The sequence below is a fragment of the Nocardia salmonicida NBRC 13393 genome (assembly GCF_001613085.1).
GTDB classification, from domain to species: Bacteria; Actinomycetota; Actinomycetes; order Mycobacteriales; family Mycobacteriaceae; genus Nocardia; species Nocardia salmonicida.
The window spans coordinates 382,774-404,024 of sequence record NZ_BDBR01000002.1; the positions used below are offsets into that span (position 1 = coordinate 382,774).

Sequence of the window (21,251 nt, forward strand, 5' to 3'; positions counted from 1 at the left end):
TGACCTACCGTCGCACGAGGCACCGACAATTCCCGCCGCCGGTTGGTTGGGAGCGTCGGATCACGCGCTTTCCTGGGCGGCTGCGCGGCCGGTTTGCCTGCCGGAGAACAGGCAGCCGCCGAGAAAGGTGCCTTCCAGGGCGCGGTAGCCGTGGACACCGCCGCCACCGAAGCCCGCGACCTCGCCCGCGGCGTAGAGCCCGGTGATGGGATTGCCGGTGGCGTCGAGAACGCGGCCGGAGAGATCGGTTTGCAAGCCGCCGAGGGTTTTTCGGGTGAGGATGTTCATCCGGATCGCGATGAGGGGACCGGCTGCGGGGTCGAGAATTCGATGCAGCGGGGTGGTGCGGACCAGGGCATCGCCGATGTAGGCCAGCGAATTTCTGATGCCGACGATCTGGGGGTCGGTGCTGTTCGGGTTGTCGACCTGCTCGTCGCGCAGGGAGATCTGCGCGTGCAGGTCGTCGACGTTGATCAGGTCCGAGCCGGTGAGCCGGTTCATGCCCGCGACGAGCTCTGGCAATGCGTTGGCGGTCACGAAGTCCGGGCCGTGGTCGATGAAGGCTTGGGTCGGCAGGGGTGTGCTGTTGGTCAGGCGGCTGAGGAGGTAGCCGGGGATGTCTTTGCGGGTGAGTTCGGGATTCTGTTCGGATCCGGAGAGCACGAACTCTTTGTCGATGATCCTTTTGTTCAGTACGAACCAGGAGTAGTCGTAGCCCGATCGCATGATCAGTTCGAGCGTGCCGAGTGTGTCGTAGCTGGGGATACCGGGGGAGGGGAAGCGGCGGCCGGTGGCATCGAACCACATCGAGGAGGGTGAGGCGAGCACGCGAATGCCGTGGTCGGGCCATATAGGCGTGTGGTTGGTGAGCCCTTCGGTGTAGTGCCACATGCGGTCCCGGTTGACCAGCCGGGCGCCGGCCGCTTCGCTGATCGCGAGCATGCGGCCGTCGACGTGGGCGGGTACGCCGGTGATCATGCGGGCCGGCGGTGCGCCGAGGCGGGTCGGCCAGTTGCGGCGGACGAGATCGTGGTTGGCGCCGATGCCGCCGGAGGTGACGATCACCATCGGGGCGTGCAGCTCGAACTCGCCGATCTCGGTGCGGGAACTGGGTGTGCCGCGGGCCGCGTCGCTGGGTTCGAGCACGCTGCCGTGGACGCCGGTGACGGCATTGCCGGTGGTGACGAGTCCGTCGACCTGATGGCGGAACCGGAACGAGACCGCGCTGCGGGACTGCGCGTCGCGCACGAGTTTCTCGAACGGTTCCATGACACCGGGACCGGTCCCCAGGGTCAGATGGAAACGCGGGACCGAATTGCCCGGTCCGTTCGGACTCCTGTCGCCGCGCTCGGCCCACCCCACATAAGGGACCCAGCGCATCCCGAGCCCGGCCAGCCATGATTGCTTCTCCCCGGCCGCGAACTGCAGGTAGGCCTCGGCCCAGCGTGTGCCCCAGTAGTCTTCGCCGAGCGGGTCGTCGGGCCCGCGGTCGAAGCCGGCGGTGTTGAACCAGTCGTGTCGCGCCAATTCGAGCGAGTCCCAGACCCCGGCGATCCGCTGTTCGGGGGAGTCGATGAAGAACAACCCGCCCAGCGACCAGAACGCCTGACCGCCGAGACCGGTCTCGGGCTCTTGATCCACCAGCAGTACGCGCCGACCGGCGGCGACCAGCTCCGACGTCGCCACCAGCCCGGCCAGGCCGGCACCGACGACGATGACGTCGGCATCGTCCGCCGGTCCGGCGGACGCGCGGCCCAGGCTCAGTGCGCTGAGTGTGGTAGCCGCGGCGGCGGTTGCCAGCAGTCGGCGGCGGCTCAGGCCGGTCAAGCTCTGCTGTGCAGGCGGCATGTCAATTCCTCTGCGGGACAATAAGATTTGTAGCAGCCCGAGCAACTGTTCGAACGGGGTGGCGCCGCGACCGAGAGTAGGAGACACGCCGCAATCTTTGTTGCCCTCGGCTCGCGACTGTGGAAGTTCACTGTCGCTACCGGGTGCGCTTGCCGACCGGGCACGAACCGCCCGGCGACCGTGGTCCGGTGCAGAACCCGCGTGTGCAGCTTCGACCGTTGCAGTCGGTCAGGTGAGGACACCGCCCTTCTCCTGTGGCGGCCGCGCTCGATCAGGGGGTGCGTCAGTTGCGGCCGCGGTCGGGCAGGACGAGTTGGGCGCCGGTGGTCGGGTGATCGAAGACGTCGACGGGGTGCTGGTAGACGGTGGTGAGCAGTTCGCGGGTGAGGATCTCGCGGGGGTGGCCGTCGGCGGCGACGCGGCCCGCGTCCAAGACGGTGACGCGGTCGGCGTAGGCGGCGGCCACGCCGAGGTCGTGGACGACGACGACCACGGCGGCGCCTTCGGCGGCGCGGGTGGCGGCCAGGCGAAGGACGGCCTCCTGATGGCCGAGGTCGAGGGCAGCGGTCGGTTCGTCCAGCAACAGGGTGGCGGTGTCCTGGGCCAGGACACGAGCCAGGGCTACACGGGCGCGCTCGCCGCCCGACAGTGACGGGAAGACGCGCGTGGCGAGGTGGGTGACATCGGTCGCGGCCAGTGCCGCGGTGACGAGTGCGTCGTCGTTGTCGGCGGCAGGGGTGTGCAGCCACGGAGCACGGCCCATGGCGACGACCTCGCGGGCGGTGAAAGGGAATCCGACGGCGTGGGATTGGGGCAGGACCGCGCGGCGGCGGGCCATGTCGGCCGGGGTCCAGTGCGAGAGCGCGTGGCCTTCGAGTTTCACGGTGCCCGCGCTGGGTTCGAGCTCCCCGGCGAGGGCGGCGAGCAGGCTGGACTTGCCCGCACCGTTCGGGCCGACGAGCGCGACGATCTCTCCTGCCGCGACTTGGAAGTCGACAGCTTCGAGGACGGTACGCGTGCCGCGACGGACGGTGAGCCCGCCGGCACGCAGGGTGACGGCGCCGAGTTCGGGGCGGGCGGGCACGTCAGGGGTTCGCGCGAACAGCGAACGCCAGGAGGCTCGGCGGTGCAGTGCGGTGTCGGCGGTGTCGATCTCGGTCATCCCCAGCCTCCTGCTCGGGCGCGGGTGCGGCGCAGCAGCCAGAAGAAGAACGGGCCGCCGATCAGGGAGGTGAGCATGCCCAGTGGCAGGTCGGCGTTGTGGACCAGTGTGCGGGCCACGACGTCGGCGCCGAGCAGCATCACCGCGCCCACGATCGCGCTGAGCGGCACGAGCACCCGGTGGCCGGGGCCGACCATCATGCGTACCAGGTGCGGCACGATCAACCCCACGAACAAGATGATGCCGCTGAACGCGACCCCTGCCGCGGTGAGCACGGCGACCACCACGATCACCTGCCTGCGCAACCGTTCCACGTCGACGCCGAGGTGGCGGGCCGCGGAATCGCCGAGTGCGAGCAGATCGAGCCTTGGTGCGATGAGGATCGCGGCCAGGATGCCGACCGACGCCAGCACCGCCACCACCGCCACCGACTGCCAGGTGGCGCCGTTGAGGCTGCCGAGCTGCCAGAACACGATCTGATCCCGGGCGGCGGGGCTGGCGACGAACAACAGCAACGCGATCAACCCGCCGGCGAAGGCGTTGATCGCGACACCGGTGAGGATCAAGGTGACCACCTCGGTGCGCCCACCCGACCTCGACAGCACATAGACCAGCGCGGTGGTGATCAATCCCGCGACGAAGGCCGCGGCCGCGATCGACCACGAGGCGACGAACGCGCCACCGACCACGATGACGGTGCCCGCCCCGACCGCGGCACCCGCCGATACCCCGATCACGCCGGGTTCGGCGAGCGGATTGGCGAACACCCCCTGCAGCAGGGCGCCCGCTGTCGCCAACGAAGCTCCGACCAGGACGGCCAGGGCCACCCGGGGGAACCGCACCTCCCACAGCGTCACCTCACCGGCCGGATGCGCGGGCATCGGCCCGATATCGAGGCCGATCCGGTGGGCCACACTGCCCAGCACCTCGGCGGCCGTCGTGGGGACCTGTCCGAGCACGGCCGAGACCACGGCCAGCACGATCAGGGCGAGCAACGCGACAGCGAACACGACTGTCACGCGCGTGCCCCGGTGCGTCGTGGGCGGCAGGGGATCGGGGGTGGCGTCGGTGATCCGCGGGGCGTCCGCAGACTTGGTCAGGTCGGGCGCATCGCTCATGCCGATTTGCCGTAGACGGCATCGGACAGCGCCGAGACGACGCGGCCGGTATTGGGGCCGAAGCTGAGTATCACCGCGTCGGACATGTCGACCACGCGCCGGTTGCGGCCCGCCGGCGTCTGGGCGATGCCGGGCACCTTCTCCAGCCCGTCGAGGCCACCCACCGATTTCAGCCCGTCCGACATCACCAGCAGCACATCGGGGGCGGCGGCGATCATCGCCTCGCTGGTGATGGACACGAACGGCTCGTTCACCCCGGAGGCGGTGCCCGCGTCGACGCCGCCGATCGCGGTGATCAGCGAATCGGCTCCCGACCCGCGGCCGGCCATCATGGTGATCGCGGCGCTGCGCAGGTAGAGGAAGGCGATCGTGGGCTGCGGATCCTGCTTCGGCACGCGAGCTGTCGCGGCCGCGATCTCGTCGGCGGTGCGCGCGCCGAGTTGCTTGCCCGCCTCGGGAACACCCAGTGCGGTGGCCACCGACTCGATCTGCGGGACGACACCGGCCATGCTGCGATCGGGGTCGAAGTAGACCACGGTCACCCCGGCGGCCCGCAACTGCTCACGCACGGCGGGGGCGGCGCTGGTCGTATCAGTGAGGAACACCGACGGGCGCAGATTCAGGACCGCTTCGATGCTGAGGCTGCCGTTGCCGCCTGCCACATTGGGCACGGCCGCGATGGCGGGGAACGAGGCGGAGGTGCTGCGGCCGACGAGGTTCGCGCCCAGACCCAGTGCCCACACGGTTTGGGCGAGGGTGCCGTACCGGTCGACGGCGATGATGCGCGAGGTATCGGCGATCGTCACGTCGCTGCCGTCATAGGACTTCACCGTCACCGGCAACCGCGGTGTCGGTGCGGGCCCGATCGGGACGGGGTCCAGGTCAGCGAGCTGAGCCGTCACCGGTCCACCGGAATCGGCAGTCGATGCAGGATTGCTCGCGGTGCAAGCGACGACGCCGGTCAGTACCGTCGCCGCGAGCATCGCCGTCAGCACACCACGCAGTTTCATGTAGGTAAGGCTAGCCATCATTCGGAACGGGCGCTCACATCGTCCAATGCCGCCGCGATCGCGCGCGGCAACTCCAGGGTTTCGGCGGCCAGCACTCCAGTGAGCTGACCGATATCGCGGGCACCCACGATCATGCTCGTGATGCCGGGCCGATCACGGATCCAGGCCAGCGCCACCGCCAACGGCGACGTACCGAGCCCGTCGGCGGCGGTGACCAGCGCGTCGACCACTCTGGTCGCGCGATCGTCGTCGAGCCTGCGCCGGATCTCGGCCGCGGTCGCCTCGTCGGCGCCCCGCGAATCCGCGGGAACACCGTCGCGATACTTGCCGGTCAGGATCCCACCGGCCAACGGCGCCGACGCGATGACGCCCACCCCGTGATGGCGAGCGGCGGGGATCACATCGTTCTCGGTACCACGCGCGAGCAGCGAGTACGGCGTCTGCGCGGCCGTGATCGGCGCGATCGCGGCCAGACTGGCCAACTGCCACGCCGCGAACCCGCGCACACCCGCGTACCGGGTACGGCCGGTCCGCACCGCGGTGTCGAGGGTGGCCGCGACCTCGTCGAGCGGCGTGTACGGATCCCAGGCGGCGATGCTCCAGATGTCGAGATGGTCGGTGCCCAGTTCGAGCAGGGTGCGGTCGAGTTGTTTGAGCAGGGTGCGCCGCGACGAGTCGACCACCGGGCCCACCGCCGCGGGCGCGGGCACCGAGTCGCCGACCCCGGCGCCGGGTGCATGCATCACCACACCCGCGCTGCCACTGAGGACCAATTCGTCACGCGAGACCAAGTCGCCGAGCAGATCCGCCAGGATCCGCTGCGCCGCCCCCTCGCCGTAGACGGGAGAGATGTCAACGAGCGTGCCACCGGCCTCGGTGAACGCCGCCAACTGCACCGATGCCTCGTCGGCATCGGTATGTGTCCCCCAGGTATGGGTCGCCAACCCGATTCGCGACACCCGAAGTCCGCTGCGTCCCACCGTTCGCTGCTCCATCACCGCGCCCGCGCATTCGTCACGGCGACAGCCTAATGTGCGCGCCTGCGCAACCTCACTCGGCGACCCGTGCCGCGGCGCGGCAGAACCCGATCTCGGCGACCGGCGGGCGACGACCGAGGGCGTCGACAGGTAGGGTCGCTGCGAGACCGTGGCCGTTACGGCCGGACATGTAGCAAAAGCCCAGGAGGACGCGGTCTTTCGGGCGCGAGTCAGCAGGAGGACGTGGTGGGCGAGGCGATGACCTGGTTCCAGGCATTGGTACTCGGACTAGTGCAGGGACTCACCGAGTTCCTGCCGATCTCGTCCTCGGCGCACCTGCGCATCGTGTCGGGCGTGTTCTTCGGCGACGACGCGGGCGCGTCGTTCACCGCGGTCACCCAGCTCGGCACCGAGGCAGCGGTGCTGGTGTATTTCGCCAAGGACATCCAGCGCATCGTCGTAGCCTGGTTCACCACACTCGGGATGCGGTGGAGCGAACGGTCCCAACGCGAGGTCGCGGTGGGAGACCGGGTCACCACGAAACTGCCGGTGATGGACCGCAGTGCCCGCGACGCCCACGAACGCGACACCCAGCGCGAACTCGACTACCGCATCGGCTGGTACGTGATCATCGCCACCATCCCGATCGGGGTGTTGGGCTTCCTGTTCAAGGACGAGATCCGCACCGGGGCGCGCAACCTGTGGTTGGTGTCGTTCATGCTGGTCGCGTTCGCGCTCGTGATCGCCGCGGGTGAGCATTTCGGCAGCAAGGCTCGGCCCCTCAGCCAACTCACGACCAAAGACGGCATCGTGATGGGTCTGGCGCAGTGTCTGGCGTTGGTCCCCGGCGTCTCCCGCTCCGGCGCTACCTCGACCGCGGGTCTGTTCCTCGGCCTCGAGCGTGAAGCGGCCGTGCGGTTCTCGTTCCTGCTGGCCATCCCCGCGGTGACCGCATCGGGCCTGTTCAGCCTGCCCGACGCGTTCGAACCGGCCGGTGAGGGCCTCAATGCCAGTGGGCCGCAGCTGCTGGTCGCCACAGTCGTGGCGTTCGTCGTCGGATACGCCTCGGTGGCGTGGTTGCTGAAGTTCGTCGGCAAGCATTCGTTCTACTGGTTCGTCGGCTACCGGATCATCCTCGGCGTCACGTTGCTGGGCCTGCTGGCCACCGGCGTCGTCTCCGCGACCTGATCCCGAGATCGACCCATGGTTAGGCGTACCTCCGCATTCGCTCCGGCCATGCGCGAAATGACCGACGACCGCTTCGCGACTGCGCCCATTAGGCTGGTCCCATGACGGTGATCCTGCTCCGGCACGGTGTGTCGACCTCCAACACCGCGCGCACCCTCGCGGGGCGCGCACCCGGCGTCGAACTCACCGAGCGCGGCACCGAACAGGCCGCCGCGGTGGCCGACCGGCTCGCGATGCTGCCGATCGAACACATCGCCAGCTCACCGCTGTTGCGCTGTCAGCGCACCGTGGCGCCGCTGGCCGAGAAACTCGGTCTCGAACCCGAGCACGACGAACGACTCATCGAGGTCGACTACGGCGACTGGACCGGGCGCCCGATTGCCGAACTCCTCAACGAACCGCTGTGGCGGGTCGTGCAGGGTCACGCCTCGGGCGCGGTGTTCCCCGGCGGGGAAGGCCTGGCCCAGGTCCAGCAGCGTGCGGTCGCCGGAGTCCGCGATATCGAACGCACACTGGCCGAGAAGGCGGGCCGGGATGTGCTGTGGGTGGCGTGCGCGCACGGCGACGTCATCAAATCGATCCTGGCCGACGCTCTGGGCCTGCATCTGGACAGCTTTCAGCGGATCGCGGTGGAACCGGCCTCGATCAGCGTCGTCCGCTACGGCACGCACGGGCCGTCGGTGTGGAAGTTCAACGACACCGGCGCCGATCTTTCCGCGCTGGCCGCGGCCGCACCGACGACACCGACACCCGGTGGAGAGGTGCCGACGGCCGCTGACGCGGATAATGGGAATGCGGGGCACCGCGATTCTCCTTAGAGGAGTGTGTTCGTGAGTGTCGATCAGGGTCACGTATCAGGAGGTGCATGTGTCACGCGCAATCCATGTATTTCGCACCCCCGATCGTTTCGTCGCCGGGACCGTCGGTGAACCGGGCGATCGTTCGTTCTACCTGCAGGCTGTGCAGGAGCCGTTGGTGGTGAGTGTGCTGCTCGAGAAGCAGCAGGTGAAAGTGCTCGCCGACCGGATGGGTCTGCTGCTCGACGAGGTAGCGCGCCGCTTCGGCGCCGAGGTGCCGCCCGAAGGTGAGGACGTGCGCGATGTCGCGCCGCTGGTCACCCCCATCGACACCGAATTCCGGGTCGGCACCATGGGTCTGGGCTGGGATTCCGACGCCAACGCCGTGGTGGTGGAGTTGCTCGCGATCACCGAGACCGAGGTCGACGAATCGGTGGTGCTCGACGACACCGACGAAGGACCCGACGCGGTGCGTGTGTTCCTGACCCCCATCCAGGCGCGGGAGTTCGCGTTGCGGTCGGCGCGGGTGATCGCGGCAGGGCGCCCACCGTGCCCGCTGTGCGGGGAACCGCTGTCCTCGCGCGGGCACATGTGTGTGCGCACCAACGGGTACAAGCGCGGCGAGATCTTCGGCGCCGCCGAACTCGAAGAGGAGTGATCTCGGCGTGCCGGTGCTCACCGAAGGGGATCTCGACATCGTCGGCCGGATCGGCGTGGCCAGCAATCTCACGCTGGTCTGTGAGATCGCCGCACCCGAACCCGACGGTGCCCCGCTGCGGGTGGTGTACAAGCCGGTACGCGGTGAACGGCCGCTGTGGGACTTCCCCGACGGCACCCTGGCCGGGCGTGAAGTCGCGTCGTATCTGATCTCCGAGCACCTCGGCTGGGGTGTGATCCCCGAAACGGTGCTGCGCGACGGGCCTTTGGGGCCGGGCATGGTGCAACGCTGGGTCACCTCGGTCGACAACCGCACCGACGCCCATCAGCGCCTGGACCTGGTCGACCTGTGTACACCCGGAACCGTGCCCGAGGGATTCTGTGAGGTACTGCGCGCCCTCGACGAGCAGGGCAACGAGGTCTCACTCATCCACGCCGACGATCCGCGGCTGCAACGGATGGCGGTGCTGGATCTGTTGCTCAACAACGCCGATCGCAAAGGCGGGCACGCGCTGGAAGGTATCGACGGTCAGGTCTACGGCGTCGACCACGGCATCTGCCTGCACACCGAACCGAAGCTGCGCACCGTGCTGTGGGGTTGGGCGGGGCGCCCGGTGCACGAGTCGCTGATCACCGATATCTCCACCTTCGCCGCGAATCTGCCCGGCGCCGTCGCTGATTCGCTGGCCGTCCACATCACCGACGCCGAGATCACCGCGCTCACCGAACGCGCGAAAGCCCTACTCGAACACCCGGTGATGCCGGTGCCCAATTCCTCGCGACCGATTCCCTGGCCCGCTTTCTGACAACACGTCCGCACACCGGTGAGTTTCGAGCGCGTAGGAGGTCTACACGGTCATGAGGAAACTGATCTACGGATTCGGCGTATCCCTGGACGGCTACGTCAACGACCGCGAGGGCCGCATCGACTGGACCGATCCGGACGAGGAGCTGCACCAGTTCCACAACGACAGGTTCGGCGGGCTCGAAGTCGCGTTGAACGGTCGTCGGCTGTATGAGCTGATGGCCGAGTACTGGCCGCACGTGCCCGAGGACGCACCGCCCATCCAGCGCGAATTCGGCGAGTTCTGGACGAACAAGCCCAAGGTCGTCTTCTCCCGCACGCTCACCGAGGTCGAGTGGAACAGCACCCTGGTCAGTGAGAACGCGGTCGAGGAGGTCCGCAGGCTCAAGGCAGGCGGTGACGGCGTCATGGAGGTCGGCGGCGCGAGCCTGGCGGCCTCGCTGATGCCACACGGTCTCATCGACGAGTATCAGGTGTGCGTCTCGCCCGTGGTGCTCGGCGGCGGCACACCGATGTTTCCGTTGCTGGACAAGCGCATCAGGCTCCGCCTGGTCGAGACCAGGCGCTTCGAGACCGCGGTGCTGCTGCGCTACCTGGTCGACTGAGCCGGCGCCACCACCGAGGTTTTTGGGGTTGCCGGGGCTCTGTTGCCTGGTCAGCCCCGGTGCTAGTGTGCTCCAAGCACTTTCGTTGTCCCCGTGAGATCTGAGGAAACCTATGTCGACCCGTTCTATCGTTACCGCCTCCGCTGCCGCGTTGCTGCTCACCGGTGCTGCCGCTGCTGTTGCCGCGCCCGCGCAGGCGTTCCCCGCCGGGTGGTGGGCTGAGAAGACCTACGTGTGTTCCTCCACCAACCAGGTCGGCGCGCCGCTGCCCGACGTTACGGTGAAGGCGGGCAACGAGGTTGGTGCGGCGTACTACGCGACGCAGCAGCTCGGCCCGGACGCGGCGCAGATGCAGTGCCGCGAACTCTGATGTGATCTGTTCGGTGTCGCCGCACGTCGGGGAGCGGTGGCACCGAAGCTCATCCTGCGTGTGTCAGCACGAATTCGCTCACCGCCGCAGTCTGATTCAGTAAGGCGTGTCCGACGCCGGGCAGCACACGCACCTCGCCTCGCGTGAAGGCACCGCGGGCGCGTTCGGCGGTACGCGCCGAATCGAACAGGGCATCGCGTTCGCCGACGATTACCAGGACCGGGATGTCCACCTTGCGTAGTTGTTCGTCGCGGAAAATAGGCACATTGACTGGGCGCGGCACGAAATGGGCGAATGTCAGCTCGATGTCGTCGATGATCGGGTCCGCTTCCGGACCGTCGAGACCCAGACCGGCGCGGGCCATGTCGCGTGCGCTGTGCCTGCCGATCATCCGCAGGCCGATCGCCTTCACCAGCCAGCCGTAGCGATGCTTGCCCAGTCCACCGGGGCACAGCAGCACCAGAATGGTGACCCGACCCGGCCTGCGCAGCACGAAATCGAGTGCGGTCCAGCCACCGAGTGACATGCCGACCAGCGCCACGGTGTCGAGGCCGAGTGCGTCGATCACCTCGTCGAGCCAGCTCGCGGTCGCGTCGGTGTCCAGTGGCAGCCGGGTAGGGGCGCTGAATCCTGGTTCGCCGGGCAGATCCACCGCGTACACGCGGAAACTTCTCGACCAGTCGGCGATGTCGGCGCGCCAGGTGCTCGCATTGGCTCCTGAGCCGTGCAGCACCAGCAGCGGCGGTGCGTCGACGGGTCCGGAGACCACGACGAAGGTTTCGCCTGCCTCGGTGTCGATCCGCCGTTCCTCGCGCGGGACCGGCCAGGCGTCGAGGTGCTCGCGGTAGCGCCGGTGGATGAGCTCTCGCCCTTCGTCGGATTTGTAGATCATGAGCTGAGGATTCCGTCCAGGTAGTCGAGGAGGCGGGAACTGTCGGCGAGGCTGCCGAGCAGGATCACTTTGAGGCGATGGCGGGCCGGGTCGTAGCTGGTTTCCACGCGCATGCGCTGACCGCCCGCACCTCGGGTTCCGGCGGTCGCGGTGAGCAGAGTGGTGATGCGGTCGACGGTGGCGCGGTCGATGTCGTCGATATCGACGATGCAGGAGGACTCGGCATGGCGGCGCGGCGCTGTCTGCGGCGTGGTGATCGGCAGCCCGGTGAACGCCTCGAGGTCCTCGTGGGTGATGCGGTACTGCTTGCCGATGCGGGCGGCGGGCAGTTTGCCGTCGCGCACATAGCTGCGCACCGTGCGGACATGTAGTCCGAGAAGTTCGGCAACCCGCTCGACCGAATAGAGACGATCCGTCATAAAACGACCGTAAACGAACGTGCAGATAAGTATCAATAGGGAAGTTCAGGTAGTTTCGGACTGTGACAATGATCGCGATGGCAACCGTTCACCCAGGCCGGAACGCACAATGGGCACGAGACGCCCGATTCGACCCGTTACCCCTGTGACCAGGGGATCTGCCTGAGCGCAAACCTTGACGCGGGCGCCACAACACGTTTGTGTGCAGGTAGCGGGCCGTGCCGCGACACCGCGAGCAACCCCATGGGCCGGGCCGCGAGCCGAGCACATCCGCGGGGGCTCTACCCTCGAAGACATGCAGTCCTGGTCCGATATCTCCCTGCCGACCGTCCCCGGAACAGGGCCGCCGTTGCGTTTGTACGACACCGCCGATCGTCAGATCCGTCCGGTCACCCCCGGCGAGACCGCGAAGATGTACGTCTGCGGCATCACCCCCTATGACGCCACCCACCTGGGTCACGCGGCGACCTATCTGACGTTCGACCTGGTCAATCGGATCTTGCGCGACGCGGGCCACGACGTGCACTACGTGCAGAACGTCACCGACGTCGACGACCCGCTGTTCGAACGCGCCGACCGCGACGGCATCGACTGGCGCGACCTCGGCAGCCGCGAGATCGACCTGTTCCGCGAGGACATGACCGCCCTGCAGGTACTGCCGCCGCGGCACTACATCGGCGCCATCGAATCGGTCGAGGAGGTGGTGGAGCTGGTGCAGAAGCTGCTCGCCGCCGGCGCCGCCTACATCGTCGACGACGCCGAGTACCCCGACATCTACTTCCGCACCGACGCCACCGAGCAGTTCGGCTACGAATCCGGGTACGACCGCGCGACGATGGAGACGCTGTTCGCCGAACGCGGCGGCGACCCCGACCGGGCGGGCAAAAGAGACACCATCGACGCCCTGCTGTGGCGGGCCGAACGCACCGGCGAGCCGTCGTGGCAGGCGCCCTTCGGGGCGGGCCGCCCCGGCTGGCACATCGAGTGTGCGGCGATCGCGCTCAACCGCATCGGCGCCGAGTTCGACATCCAGGGCGGCGGCTCGGACCTGATGTACCCGCACCACGAATACTCCGCCGCGCACGCCGAGGCGATCACCGGCGCCCGCCGTTTCGCCCGCCACTACGTGCACGCCGGGCTGATCGGCCTCGACGGTGAGAAGATGTCGAAGTCCAAAGGCAACCTGGTGCTCGTGTCGACGCTGCGCCGCTCCGGGGTCGACCCCGGAGCGATCCGGCTCGGCCTGCTCGCTGGGCATTACCGCTCCGACCGCATGTGGACCGACGAGGTCCTCACTGCCGCCCAGCGCCGTCTCGAACGTTGGCGTGAAGCGGTGTCGCTGACCGCGGGCCCCTCGGCCACCGACACCATCGCCCGGTTGCGTCAGCACTTGGCCGACGACCTCGACACCCCGAAAGCCCTCGACACGATCGACAACTGGGCCGAACAGGCCATCGCCTACGGCGGTACCGACACCGAAGCCCCCACCCTGGTCCGCACCGCCGTCGACGCACTGCTGGGTATCAGTCTCTGACGCCGTCGCCGCTCACCGCGGCGCCGCTCGAGCTGCGTCGACTTGTGATCAGCCGCCGGTAGAGTCGCCTGGAAGTGAGGCGCGGGGCGCTGTCGCGTCGTGCGGACGACCGGCGACAGGAGCGGCGATGCCCCAGGATCAACCGGCCTCCGTTACGACCGTCCTGCACGTGGGCGGGCAACTGCGCGCCAGCTCCCACGGGGTACTCACCAACGGGTTGCGCCACCGTCCCGGCGTACTCGCTGTCGACCCGAACCCCGTCGCCCAAACGGCGACCGTCACCTACGATCCCACGCGAACATCCGTCGCCGATCTGCGCACCTGGGTCCGCGACTGTGGCTACCACTGCGCGGGACGCTCCGTCCCGAGCCACGTCTGCGACCCGACGAGCGAGCCGACCACCCCGCACCATGTCGAGTCCTCGGGCCACCCCGAACAGCCGGGCGACCAGCCGCAGGCGACACACACGCACGGCGGGGATGCGTCGATGTCGATGGACGATATGGCCCGCGACATGCGTGATCGGTTCCTCGTCGCGCTCGTCTTCTCCGCCCTGGTGATGCTCTGGTCGCCGATGGCCACGCACATGCTCGGCCTGCATCTGCCCACTCCGTTCGGGATGCGCGCCGATATCTGGATGCTGGTCCTGAGCCTGCCGGTGATCTTCTACTCCTCGACCATCTTCTTCACCGGGGCATGGGCGGCATTGCGGGCCCACACGCTGGACATGATGGTGCTGGTCTCGGTGGGCATCGGCACGGGATGGCTCTATTCCCTTGCTGTGACGTTCACCGGTGGCGGCGAGGTGTTCTACGAGGCCTCCACGATGCTGGCGACGTTCGTGCTGCTGGGGCACTGGTTCGAGATGCGCGCGCAGCGGTGCGGGAGACGCGGTGACGAGCCTGCTCGACCTGTCGCCACCGAAAGCCGTGGTGCTGCACGAGGGTAAGGAAACCGAGGTGCCGACCGCCGAGGTGGGAGTCGGTGACGTGCTGCTGGTGCGGCCCGGCTCGAAGATCGCCGTCGACGGCACCGTGCTGGAGGGCGCCAGCGAAGTCGACGAGTCGATGGTGACCGGCGAGAGCATGCCGGTACACAAGCAACCGGGTTCCCTGGTGATCGGCGCGACCATCAACAGCACCGGCAGCCTGCGGGTGAAGGCCACCAAGGTCGGTTCCGACACCGCCTTGGCCCAGATCGTCGAACTGGTGCAGCAGGCACAGAATTCGAAGGCGCCGGGTCAGCGACTGGCCGACCGGGCAGCCTTCTGGTTGACCCTGGTCGCGCTGCTGGGCAGCCTGACCACGCTGGTGGTGTGGTTGCTCGTCGGTGCGTCGTTGAGCAAGGCGCTGCTGTTCGCGATCACCGTTGTGGTGGTGACCTGCCCGGACGCGTTGGGATTGGCGACGCCGACGGCGATCATGGTCGGCACCGGGCTCGGCGCCGCACGCGGTGTGCTGTTCAAGAACGCGACAGCACTCGAGGACGCCGCGCGCATCGACGTGGTGGTGATGGACAAGACCGGCACCCTCACCAAGGGAAAACCCGAGGTCACCGACGTGATCACCGCGCACGGCGTGGCTACCGACAGGGTGCTGGCACTGGCCGCGGCTGTGGAACTCGACTCCGAGCACCCCCTGGCCCGAGCCGTCGTCGACTACGCGAAAGCCCATGGCGTGCAGATTCCTTCGGCCACCGACTTCCAGAACGTGGCAGGCCGCGGTGCGAAGGCCACCGTCGACGGGCAGCAGGTAATCGTCGGCAACCGCGGCCTGCTCGATGCCGACCACATCGCACTGGGCGAATTGGCGAAACATCGTGACGAGCTGGCGGCCTCGGGCCATACGGCCGTCTTGGTCGCCGTCGACGGGCGCGCGCAAGCGGTGATCGCGCTGGCCGACGCCCCACGCCCGACCTCCGCCGACGCCGTGCGGGCGCTCCACGAGCTCGGCGTCGGCGTGATCATGCTGACCGGCGACAACAAGGGCACCGCCGAACGTATCGCGCGCGATCTCGGCATCGACACCGTGATCGCCGATGTCCTACCCGAAGACAAGGCCGACCGGATCGCCGATCTGCAACGCAGCGGCAAGTTGGTCGCGATGGTCGGCGACGGCGTCAACGACGCGCCCGCCCTGGCCCGCGCCGACCTCGGTATCGCCATCGGCGCCGGCACCGACGTGGCCATCCAGACCGCCGACGTCGTGCTCATGCGCTCGGACCCGTACGCGGTGTCGACGGCTTTGCGCATCGGCCGTGGCACCGTCCACAAGGAACACCAGAACCTGGGGTGGGCAGTCGGTTACAACGGCCTGGCCTTGCCGATCGCGGCCGGTGTCTTCGCTCCGTGGGGTCTGACCATGCGCCCGGAGATCGCGGCGATGGCCATGTCGGGGTCCAGCCTGATCGTGGCCCTCAACGCCCTGCACCTCAAACGCCTGTCACTGCCGTCGGCGCCGGCGCACCGGTAGCACCGAGCGGCGTGCCCCATCGGTGCCGGTTGCCCGCAGTGTGCTGCGCTTATACTGTGGGCCACAGCGCAGCTGACCTGCCGTCGATCGGAGAGCGTCACATGGGGTGCTACCAGCACATCATCGTGGGAACCAACGGCTCGGAGTCCGCGCAGACGGCGGTAGCGGTGGCGGGGGAGTTCGCGGTGCGCCTGGGTATTCCGGTTACCGCGGTGAGCGTGTGGAAGGACGCGGGGCGCAAATCGGGCACCGATGCCGAATGGGCCGAAGACAACACGCGCACGGCCGCCGAAGCTCTCCTCGAAGCCGGTGTGGCCGAGGTCGTCGGCATCGAACTCGACGGCGCGGCGGGCGCGTTACTGCTCGAGATCGCCGAACGCGAACCCGGCACCTTGCTCGTGATCGGTGGGGGCAGCCTGGGCAGTTCCAAGGCGCGTCTGCTCGGCTCGACAGCCAATCACGTGTCCCACCACAGTCAGACCGATGTGGTGTTCACCAGCAAGGTTCCCAAACGCTGGACCACTGTCGGCCTCACCACCGACGGATCGGCGAGTTCGCTGACCGCGGTCCGTCGCGGCTACGACCTGGCCCTGGCCCTGGGCGCGCGCCCGTTCCTGGTGACCTCCGCCAAAATCGACCAGGACGGCGTCGACACCCTGATCGACGCGGAAGCTCGACTCGCGGTCGAGGACCCGGAACTGTTCGGGCGTGATGTCCTCACCGGGGTCCCCGCGGCAGAGGCGATCTGCAACTCGGCCTGGAAATACGACCTCGTCGTGATCGGCAACCGCGGAATGAGCGGGCCCGCGCGCCTTTTGGGCTCGGTAGCCAACAAGGTCACCCACGACATCGACACCAACCTGCTGCTGGTCAACACCACGCACTGATTCCTCGGCCCATGAGTCGAGGTCGCACAGTCCGGGCGATGCTGCCGCCGGGCTCCGCGCCACGTGGCGCGCGCCGAGAACGCCGTATCCGGTCCCGATCAGATGTTTGCTCCGGTTTAGCGGGTAACGGCTGAACTTGCCAGAAACGCGGAGTTCGGTCGCCTATGATGTCCGTACGCGCGATGTTCGCCACACAACGGAGTGGACGCCGGATGAATGCTGGGATCGAGGCGGCGGGGTTCTTCGGCCTGCTGGACTGGGAGAAGACGACCGGTCTGAGCAGGTTCTGGGTCGACATGATCACCATTCCGATCTTCAGCGCCATGGCAGGTCTGATCACCAACTGGACCGGGGTGATCATGTTGTTCGCGCCGGTGCGCTTCACCGGCTTCTACGTGCCGGGCTTGAAAACGATCTTTCCGCTGCTGCCGCGCAAAGTGCAGATCCTGCCGACCTTCGCCCCCGGCGGCATCCTCGGCTTCCAGGGTTTCATTCCGGCGCGCTCGGAGAAGATGGCGAGCCTGATGGTCGACAACGCGGTCGCCAAGATCGGCACCGCCAAGGACTTCTTCGACCAGATGGATCCGCGCAAGATCTCCGAGCAGGTCGCGCTGGTGGCGCTGCCGAACGTGCGCTCGATGGTCGACTCGATCATGGACGCCGAGCACCCGCGACTGTGGGCCGACATGCCGCCGCGCGCACGCGAAGCCATCTACACGCGGGTGGAGGCCGAGCTGCCCGCGATCACCGATCGCGCGTTCGACTTCATCGGCGAGAACATCGACCAGCTCCTCGATGTGAAGCTGATGGTCGTGGGCTACCTGCGCCGTCGGCCCGAACTGCTCAAGGATGTGATCTACGGGCTCGGCGCCCCGGAGTTGCGCTTCATGATCCGCAGTGGGGTGCTGGGGTTCCCGTTCGGGGTCATCGTGGCGCTGTGGTTGTCGTTGCTGCACTACAGTTCACCGCACGGCGACAGCCCCGCGGTGATCTCGCTACCCGGCTGGCTCTACGACATCCTGCATTTCCTGCCCGCGTGGGCATGGGTGCTCGTCGGTGGCGCGACGGTGGGTGTGCTGGTCAATATCATCGCGATCAAGGTGGTGTTCGAACCCTCGGTGCCGCAGCCGCGCTACCGATATCCGTGGCGGGTCGCGAAATTCGCGAAACGGCAGTACCAGGCCGCGGCGGATCTGGGACACGCGATCGGGTATCAGATCGTCACCCTCGACGTCGTCGCCGAGCAACTGCTCGACGGGCCGAGCGGTGACAAGACCCGCGCGGTGATCGCCCATTTCCTCGAGGCCGAGATCGACCGGATCCTCGGCCCGTTGCGCTCGGTGACCCGGCTCGCGATCGGGCCGCGCCACTTCGACGCCATTCAGGCCACCGCCGGCGCGAACCTGGCCACCGAGATGAAGCCGTGGCTGGTCGAGGACATCGAGTTCTCCCAGTCCACCGCGGCCAGCGTCGACCGGCTCGCCACCGAGAAGCTGCGTGAACTCCCCCCGGAGGAGTTCGTCGAAATGCTCTACACCGCCATCGAACAGGACGCGTGGCTGCTGTATCTGCACGGTGGCGTGCTGGGTGCCTGCATCGGTGCCCTCCACCTGCTGATCTTCGGAGCATGAGCATGAGCATGGAGCCCACCCCTGATCGCGAACCCGGCATTCCCACCGATCTGCTCGGCTTGGCGCGGATCGCGGGACAGTCGTTGCGCCACATCGTCGGCGCTGTGACCAAGGGTGCGGTGCACACCGCCACCGATCTCGTCGACGACCTCCGCTCCGGCGAACCGATATCGCAGATCTTCGACGAACGCGTCGATCTGTTCCGTCGCGCCGCGTTGAGCGCGCTCGGCCTGTCCAGTACGGCCACCGGCGTCTACGGCCCGGTCGAAACCGAGGTCGACGCCGACGATCTCAAGGCGATGGGCGACGCGATGATCACCGAGGGCTGGGATTGCGCGCAGCAACCGCGCGACCTGCACCCTTCGTTCGTACCGATCCTGCACGACCTGACACCCGACGAAGCGCGGATCCTGCGCTTCCTCGCCGTCGCCGGACCGCAGCCAGCGATCGACATTCGCACCAAGGCGCCGTTCGGGATCGGCTCGCAACGGCTGGCCGACGGCATCAACATGATCGCGGCAATGGCCGGGTGCGCGCTGCCCGACCGTGACCACCACTATCTGGGCAACCTCAGTCGTCTCGGGCTGATCCGCTTCTCCACCGAACCGGTGGCCGATTTCCGTCGCTACGCGTTCCTCGAAGCCCAGCCCCCGGCGCAGGCGGCGTACAAATCGGTGAAGATGCGGGCGATCAGCTCGTACCGCAGCATCTACCTGACGGTGTTCGGAAAGCAGTTCTGCCACGCGTGTTTCGTGCTGGGTGACTACACCGGGGGCGGCTGGGCAAGCGATGACCGTGGTGACATCTACCTGGGCAAGGGCCCCCGGCTGCCGTGATCAGTCCCGCCCACGCAGCGCGTCGAGGACATCGGCGAACATCACCGATTTGATCGCGGTCATCGTGGTCTGATCCTTGCCGCCCAGCGGTGCGACCAAGGCCAGTGCGGCATCGAGGACTTCGCCTTCGGCGGCGGTGGCGTCGACCAGGTCCAGCGCGAGTGCGTCGGGGCCACCGAAGCGCCGCGCCGTGGTCATGCTGGCGACGGCGGTCTTGGGGGGCACCTTCGCCTGGATGAGCGCGGCCATGCCGTTGGTGAACGGGATGCGGATGTCGGCCTCGGGGAAGCAGAAGTAGCCGCGGTCGGCGCGCATCACCCGGTAGTCGTGGGCCATGGCCACCATCGCACCCGCACCGAAGGCGTGTCCGCCGATCGCGGCGACCGTCGGCATCGGCAAGGTGAGGACCCGGGCGAACAGGGTGTGCACCGCTGCGACGTATTCGGCGGCCCGGTCGCCGTTGGCCGTGAGCCAGTCCAGGTCGAGGCCGTTGGAGAAGATCTTGCCGGTCGCGGTGGTCACCAGCGCGTGCGCGCCCTCGGCCACGACGGTGTCGAGGTGGGTCTGCGCTTCGATGAGGAAGTCGGGGGAGAAGCGGTTCTCGCCGTCGCCGAGGTCGAGCACGGCGATCGAATCATGGTGGCGCAGTGTGGGCACGGGGTTCCTTTTCAGTGGGGGCCGAGGTCGAGGACGGCTCGCACGGCAGCACGCAGCTGTGCGCGGGCCAGGGGATCGGTGAGCCGGTCGCGGCGCAGCAGCAGCGCGGTGGGCAGATCTACCAGGCAGGTGGTGACGGTGGCGACGCCGCGCCGGTCGGCGCGACCCCACAGGGCACGCGAGAGCCGGTTGAGCGCGGTGACGAGTGCCTTCTCGGTGTCGGCGATCTCCTGGGCCAGAGCGGGCGCGATGTCACCGGCGAGCAATTCGGCACGATCGACGAGCAGCAGCAGGCGCGCGGAGTCGGGGTGCTGCTCGGCCAACCGCGCCGGGGCCTGCGCGGCGTCGAGGACCGCATCGAGGCGGGTCTCGGGGTCGGTTGCCGCGACGGCGCGGTCGATGTCGGCCGACTGCAGGGCCAGGAATCGGTGCGCGGCGCGTAACCAGGTGCGCGCCAGCACAACCTGGCGAGACTGAAATGTGTGATAGAGCGCGCCATTGGATACTCCGGTAGCGGCGGCGACTGCGCGCACCGTGACAGCGGCGGGTCCGGAACGGGCCGCGAGCTTTTCGGCGGCGTCCAGAACCGTCTGTGGGTCGTGAGTGCGCGGTCTCGGCATGAACAATAGTTTACAGAGCGTGCGCTCCGCTATTCCATTCGGATGCACTTTCAGGCCGTTGTGCACGTATTTCGTTCCACCACTTGGTATTTCGTCGGCAGATCGGCCGAATATGACACAGCATAGACAACGCTATGGGCGCGCGAGGGCTCGATACGATGGGGTACTGTTCGGATTCTTCGGCCCTGCCCGCACGAACAGAACGGCATCGCGATGTCCCGAGTGGTCACCAAGGAGCAGTACTTCGACACCGCGGTGGCGGTGCTCGCCGAGTTCGGTTTCAAAGGTCTCAACATCGGGGTGCTCTGCCGTCGCCTCGGTGTTACCAGTGGCTCGTTCTATCACCACTTCGGCTCCTGGCAGGGCTTTGTCGACACCCTGCTCGAACACTGGGAGAACCGTCAGATGGTCGAGCTACGCGCGCTCGATGTCGGCCACGGTGACGCCGACGCCGACGTGCGCGCCATGTCGGTGCTCGCCAGCGGACTCGAACACGGCGCCGAGGCCGCGCTGCGCGCCTGGGCGGCCAACGACGAATCGGTACACGTGACCGTCAAGCGAGTCGACGAGTCACGCCGTCGCACCGTGCACCGCGTGATCGACGGCGTCGTCGACGACACGGCCACCGCCACCGTCGTCACCGAATTCGGCATGGCCATGATCATCGGCTACCAACAGCTCGCCGCCGCAGGCGAACCCACCGAACTCGACCACCTGCTCGCCGAGTACGCCCGCCTGATCTACTCCCACCGCGGCTGACCGAGCAG

The 21,251-nt window shown here is 67.9% G+C and carries 20 protein-coding genes and 1 pseudogene; 12 read left to right on the top strand and 9 right to left on the bottom strand.

Annotated elements, in window-relative coordinates; genetic code table 11:
* Positions 1–60 precede the first annotated feature (60 nt).
* From NS1_RS02415 to NS1_RS02435, 5 genes are all read right to left on the bottom strand, one after another.
* Positions 61–1,848: an FAD-binding dehydrogenase gene (locus tag NS1_RS02415; protein WP_062981109.1), complete on the bottom strand. Its 1,788-nt coding sequence runs from the start codon at positions 1,846–1,848 to the stop codon at positions 61–63.
* Between the two features lie 283 nt (positions 1,849–2,131).
* Positions 2,132–3,010 carry a heme ABC transporter ATP-binding protein gene (locus NS1_RS02420; RefSeq protein WP_062981111.1) on the bottom strand — a complete coding sequence of 293 codons (879 nt, stop codon included), beginning with the start codon at positions 3,008–3,010 and terminating at the stop codon, positions 2,132–2,134.
* Complete coding sequence (locus tag NS1_RS02425; protein WP_174562613.1) at positions 3,007–4,128, bottom strand: FecCD family ABC transporter permease; 1,122 nt, start codon at positions 4,126–4,128, stop codon at positions 3,007–3,009. Before NS1_RS02425 ends, NS1_RS02420 begins: the two co-directional genes overlap by 4 nt.
* On the bottom strand, positions 4,125–5,138 hold the full coding sequence (locus tag NS1_RS02430; RefSeq protein WP_157125068.1) for a heme/hemin ABC transporter substrate-binding protein: 1,014 nt from the start codon (positions 5,136–5,138) through the stop codon (positions 4,125–4,127). Before NS1_RS02430 ends, NS1_RS02425 begins: the two co-directional genes overlap by 4 nt.
* Before the next feature lie 17 nt (positions 5,139–5,155).
* Positions 5,156–6,133, bottom strand: a complete 978-nt coding sequence (locus tag NS1_RS02435) for an aldo/keto reductase (RefSeq protein ID WP_056819960.1) — start codon at positions 6,131–6,133, stop codon at positions 5,156–5,158.
* Between the two features lie 228 nt (positions 6,134–6,361).
* Here NS1_RS02435 and NS1_RS02440 point away from each other — a divergent pair, with 228 nt between their 5' ends.
* The 6 genes from NS1_RS02440 to NS1_RS02465 all read left to right on the top strand — a co-directional run bounded on the left by NS1_RS02440 (position 6,362) and on the right by NS1_RS02465 (position 10,537).
* Positions 6,362–7,303: an undecaprenyl-diphosphate phosphatase gene (locus NS1_RS02440; protein WP_174562614.1), complete on the top strand. Its 942-nt coding sequence runs from the start codon at positions 6,362–6,364 to the stop codon at positions 7,301–7,303.
* A 101-nt stretch (positions 7,304–7,404) separates the two neighbouring features.
* Entirely contained in the window at positions 7,405–8,121 is a 717-nt protein-coding gene (locus tag NS1_RS02445; RefSeq protein WP_062981114.1) for a histidine phosphatase family protein, read from the top strand.
* Between the two features lie 49 nt (positions 8,122–8,170).
* Positions 8,171–8,758: a DUF3090 domain-containing protein gene (locus NS1_RS02450; RefSeq protein ID WP_056820470.1), complete on the top strand. Its 588-nt coding sequence runs from the start codon at positions 8,171–8,173 to the stop codon at positions 8,756–8,758.
* Positions 8,759–8,765: 7 nt separating this feature from the next.
* A complete protein-coding gene (locus tag NS1_RS02455; protein WP_062981117.1) occupies positions 8,766–9,563 on the top strand; it encodes an SCO1664 family protein in 798 nt (265 codons plus the stop codon).
* Positions 9,564–9,615: 52 nt separating this feature from the next.
* A complete protein-coding gene (locus tag NS1_RS02460; RefSeq protein WP_062981119.1) occupies positions 9,616–10,167 on the top strand; it encodes a dihydrofolate reductase family protein in 552 nt (183 codons plus the stop codon).
* A gap of 112 nt (positions 10,168–10,279) precedes the next feature.
* Positions 10,280–10,537, top strand: coding sequence for a hypothetical protein (locus NS1_RS02465; protein WP_062981121.1), 258 nt, complete (start codon positions 10,280–10,282; stop codon positions 10,535–10,537).
* Positions 10,538–10,586: 49 nt separating this feature from the next.
* Here NS1_RS02465 and NS1_RS02470 read toward each other — a convergent pair whose 3' ends face one another.
* Both NS1_RS02470 and NS1_RS02475 read right to left on the bottom strand, forming a co-directional pair.
* Entirely contained in the window at positions 10,587–11,429 is an 843-nt protein-coding gene (locus NS1_RS02470) for an alpha/beta fold hydrolase (protein WP_062981123.1), read from the bottom strand.
* Positions 11,426–11,848 carry a helix-turn-helix domain-containing protein gene (locus tag NS1_RS02475; protein ID WP_062981125.1) on the bottom strand — a complete coding sequence of 141 codons (423 nt, stop codon included), beginning with the start codon at positions 11,846–11,848 and terminating at the stop codon, positions 11,426–11,428. Before NS1_RS02475 ends, NS1_RS02470 begins: the two co-directional genes overlap by 4 nt.
* Before the next feature lie 295 nt (positions 11,849–12,143).
* Here NS1_RS02475 and mshC point away from each other — a divergent pair, with 295 nt between their 5' ends.
* From mshC to NS1_RS02500, 5 genes and pseudogenes are all read left to right on the top strand, one after another.
* Positions 12,144–13,382 carry a cysteine--1-D-myo-inosityl 2-amino-2-deoxy-alpha-D-glucopyranoside ligase gene (mshC, locus tag NS1_RS02480; protein WP_062981127.1) on the top strand — a complete coding sequence of 413 codons (1,239 nt, stop codon included), beginning with the start codon at positions 12,144–12,146 and terminating at the stop codon, positions 13,380–13,382.
* 127 nt (positions 13,383–13,509) lie between these two features.
* A pseudogene (locus NS1_RS02485) lies at positions 13,510–15,853 on the top strand (heavy metal translocating P-type ATPase).
* Between the two features lie 101 nt (positions 15,854–15,954).
* Positions 15,955–16,740 carry a universal stress protein gene (locus NS1_RS02490; protein WP_062981129.1) on the top strand — a complete coding sequence of 262 codons (786 nt, stop codon included), beginning with the start codon at positions 15,955–15,957 and terminating at the stop codon, positions 16,738–16,740.
* A 212-nt stretch (positions 16,741–16,952) separates the two neighbouring features.
* A complete protein-coding gene (locus NS1_RS02495) occupies positions 16,953–18,371 on the top strand; it encodes a DUF445 domain-containing protein (protein ID WP_062981131.1) in 1,419 nt (472 codons plus the stop codon).
* Positions 18,368–19,207: an Abi-alpha family protein gene (locus tag NS1_RS02500; RefSeq protein WP_084503368.1), complete on the top strand. Its 840-nt coding sequence runs from the start codon at positions 18,368–18,370 to the stop codon at positions 19,205–19,207. The genes NS1_RS02495 and NS1_RS02500 overlap by 4 nt, the downstream gene beginning before the upstream one ends.
* Here the strand turns inward: NS1_RS02500 and NS1_RS02505 are convergent, their stop codons facing one another.
* Positions 19,208–19,864, bottom strand: a complete 657-nt coding sequence (locus tag NS1_RS02505; protein WP_062981135.1) for an enoyl-CoA hydratase-related protein — start codon at positions 19,862–19,864, stop codon at positions 19,208–19,210.
* Between the two features lie 11 nt (positions 19,865–19,875).
* Positions 19,876–20,484 carry a TetR family transcriptional regulator gene (locus NS1_RS02510; protein ID WP_062981510.1) on the bottom strand — a complete coding sequence of 203 codons (609 nt, stop codon included), beginning with the start codon at positions 20,482–20,484 and terminating at the stop codon, positions 19,876–19,878.
* Between the two features lie 213 nt (positions 20,485–20,697).
* Between NS1_RS02510 and NS1_RS02515 the strand changes: the two genes are divergently transcribed.
* Positions 20,698–21,243, top strand: a complete 546-nt coding sequence (locus NS1_RS02515) for a TetR/AcrR family transcriptional regulator (protein WP_056819923.1) — start codon at positions 20,698–20,700, stop codon at positions 21,241–21,243.
* Positions 21,244–21,251 lie beyond the last annotated feature (8 nt).

Coding starts and splice junctions, on each gene's coding strand:
- NS1_RS02415 (WP_062981109.1), bottom strand. CDS start 1,848: ATGCCGCCTGCACAGCAGAGCTTGACCGGCCTGAGCCGCCGCCGACTG.
- NS1_RS02420 (WP_062981111.1), bottom strand. CDS start 3,010: ATGACCGAGATCGACACCGCCGACACCGCACTGCACCGCCGAGCCTCC.
- NS1_RS02425 (WP_174562613.1), bottom strand. CDS start 4,128: ATGAGCGATGCGCCCGACCTGACCAAGTCTGCGGACGCCCCGCGGATC.
- NS1_RS02430 (WP_157125068.1), bottom strand. CDS start 5,138: ATGAAACTGCGTGGTGTGCTGACGGCGATGCTCGCGGCGACGGTACTG.
- NS1_RS02435 (WP_056819960.1), bottom strand. CDS start 6,133: ATGGAGCAGCGAACGGTGGGACGCAGCGGACTTCGGGTGTCGCGAATC.
- NS1_RS02445 (WP_062981114.1), top strand. CDS start 7,405: ATGACGGTGATCCTGCTCCGGCACGGTGTGTCGACCTCCAACACCGCG.
- NS1_RS02460 (WP_062981119.1), top strand. CDS start 9,616: ATGAGGAAACTGATCTACGGATTCGGCGTATCCCTGGACGGCTACGTC.
- NS1_RS02465 (WP_062981121.1), top strand. CDS start 10,280: ATGTCGACCCGTTCTATCGTTACCGCCTCCGCTGCCGCGTTGCTGCTC.
- NS1_RS02470 (WP_062981123.1), bottom strand. CDS start 11,429: ATGATCTACAAATCCGACGAAGGGCGAGAGCTCATCCACCGGCGCTAC.
- NS1_RS02475 (WP_062981125.1), bottom strand. CDS start 11,848: ATGACGGATCGTCTCTATTCGGTCGAGCGGGTTGCCGAACTTCTCGGA.
- mshC (WP_062981127.1), top strand. CDS start 12,144: ATGCAGTCCTGGTCCGATATCTCCCTGCCGACCGTCCCCGGAACAGGG.
- NS1_RS02490 (WP_062981129.1), top strand. CDS start 15,955: ATGGGGTGCTACCAGCACATCATCGTGGGAACCAACGGCTCGGAGTCC.
- NS1_RS02495 (WP_062981131.1), top strand. CDS start 16,953: ATGAATGCTGGGATCGAGGCGGCGGGGTTCTTCGGCCTGCTGGACTGG.
- NS1_RS02500 (WP_084503368.1), top strand. CDS start 18,368: ATGAGCATGAGCATGGAGCCCACCCCTGATCGCGAACCCGGCATTCCC.
- NS1_RS02510 (WP_062981510.1), bottom strand. CDS start 20,484: ATGCCGAGACCGCGCACTCACGACCCACAGACGGTTCTGGACGCCGCC.
- NS1_RS02515 (WP_056819923.1), top strand. CDS start 20,698: ATGTCCCGAGTGGTCACCAAGGAGCAGTACTTCGACACCGCGGTGGCG.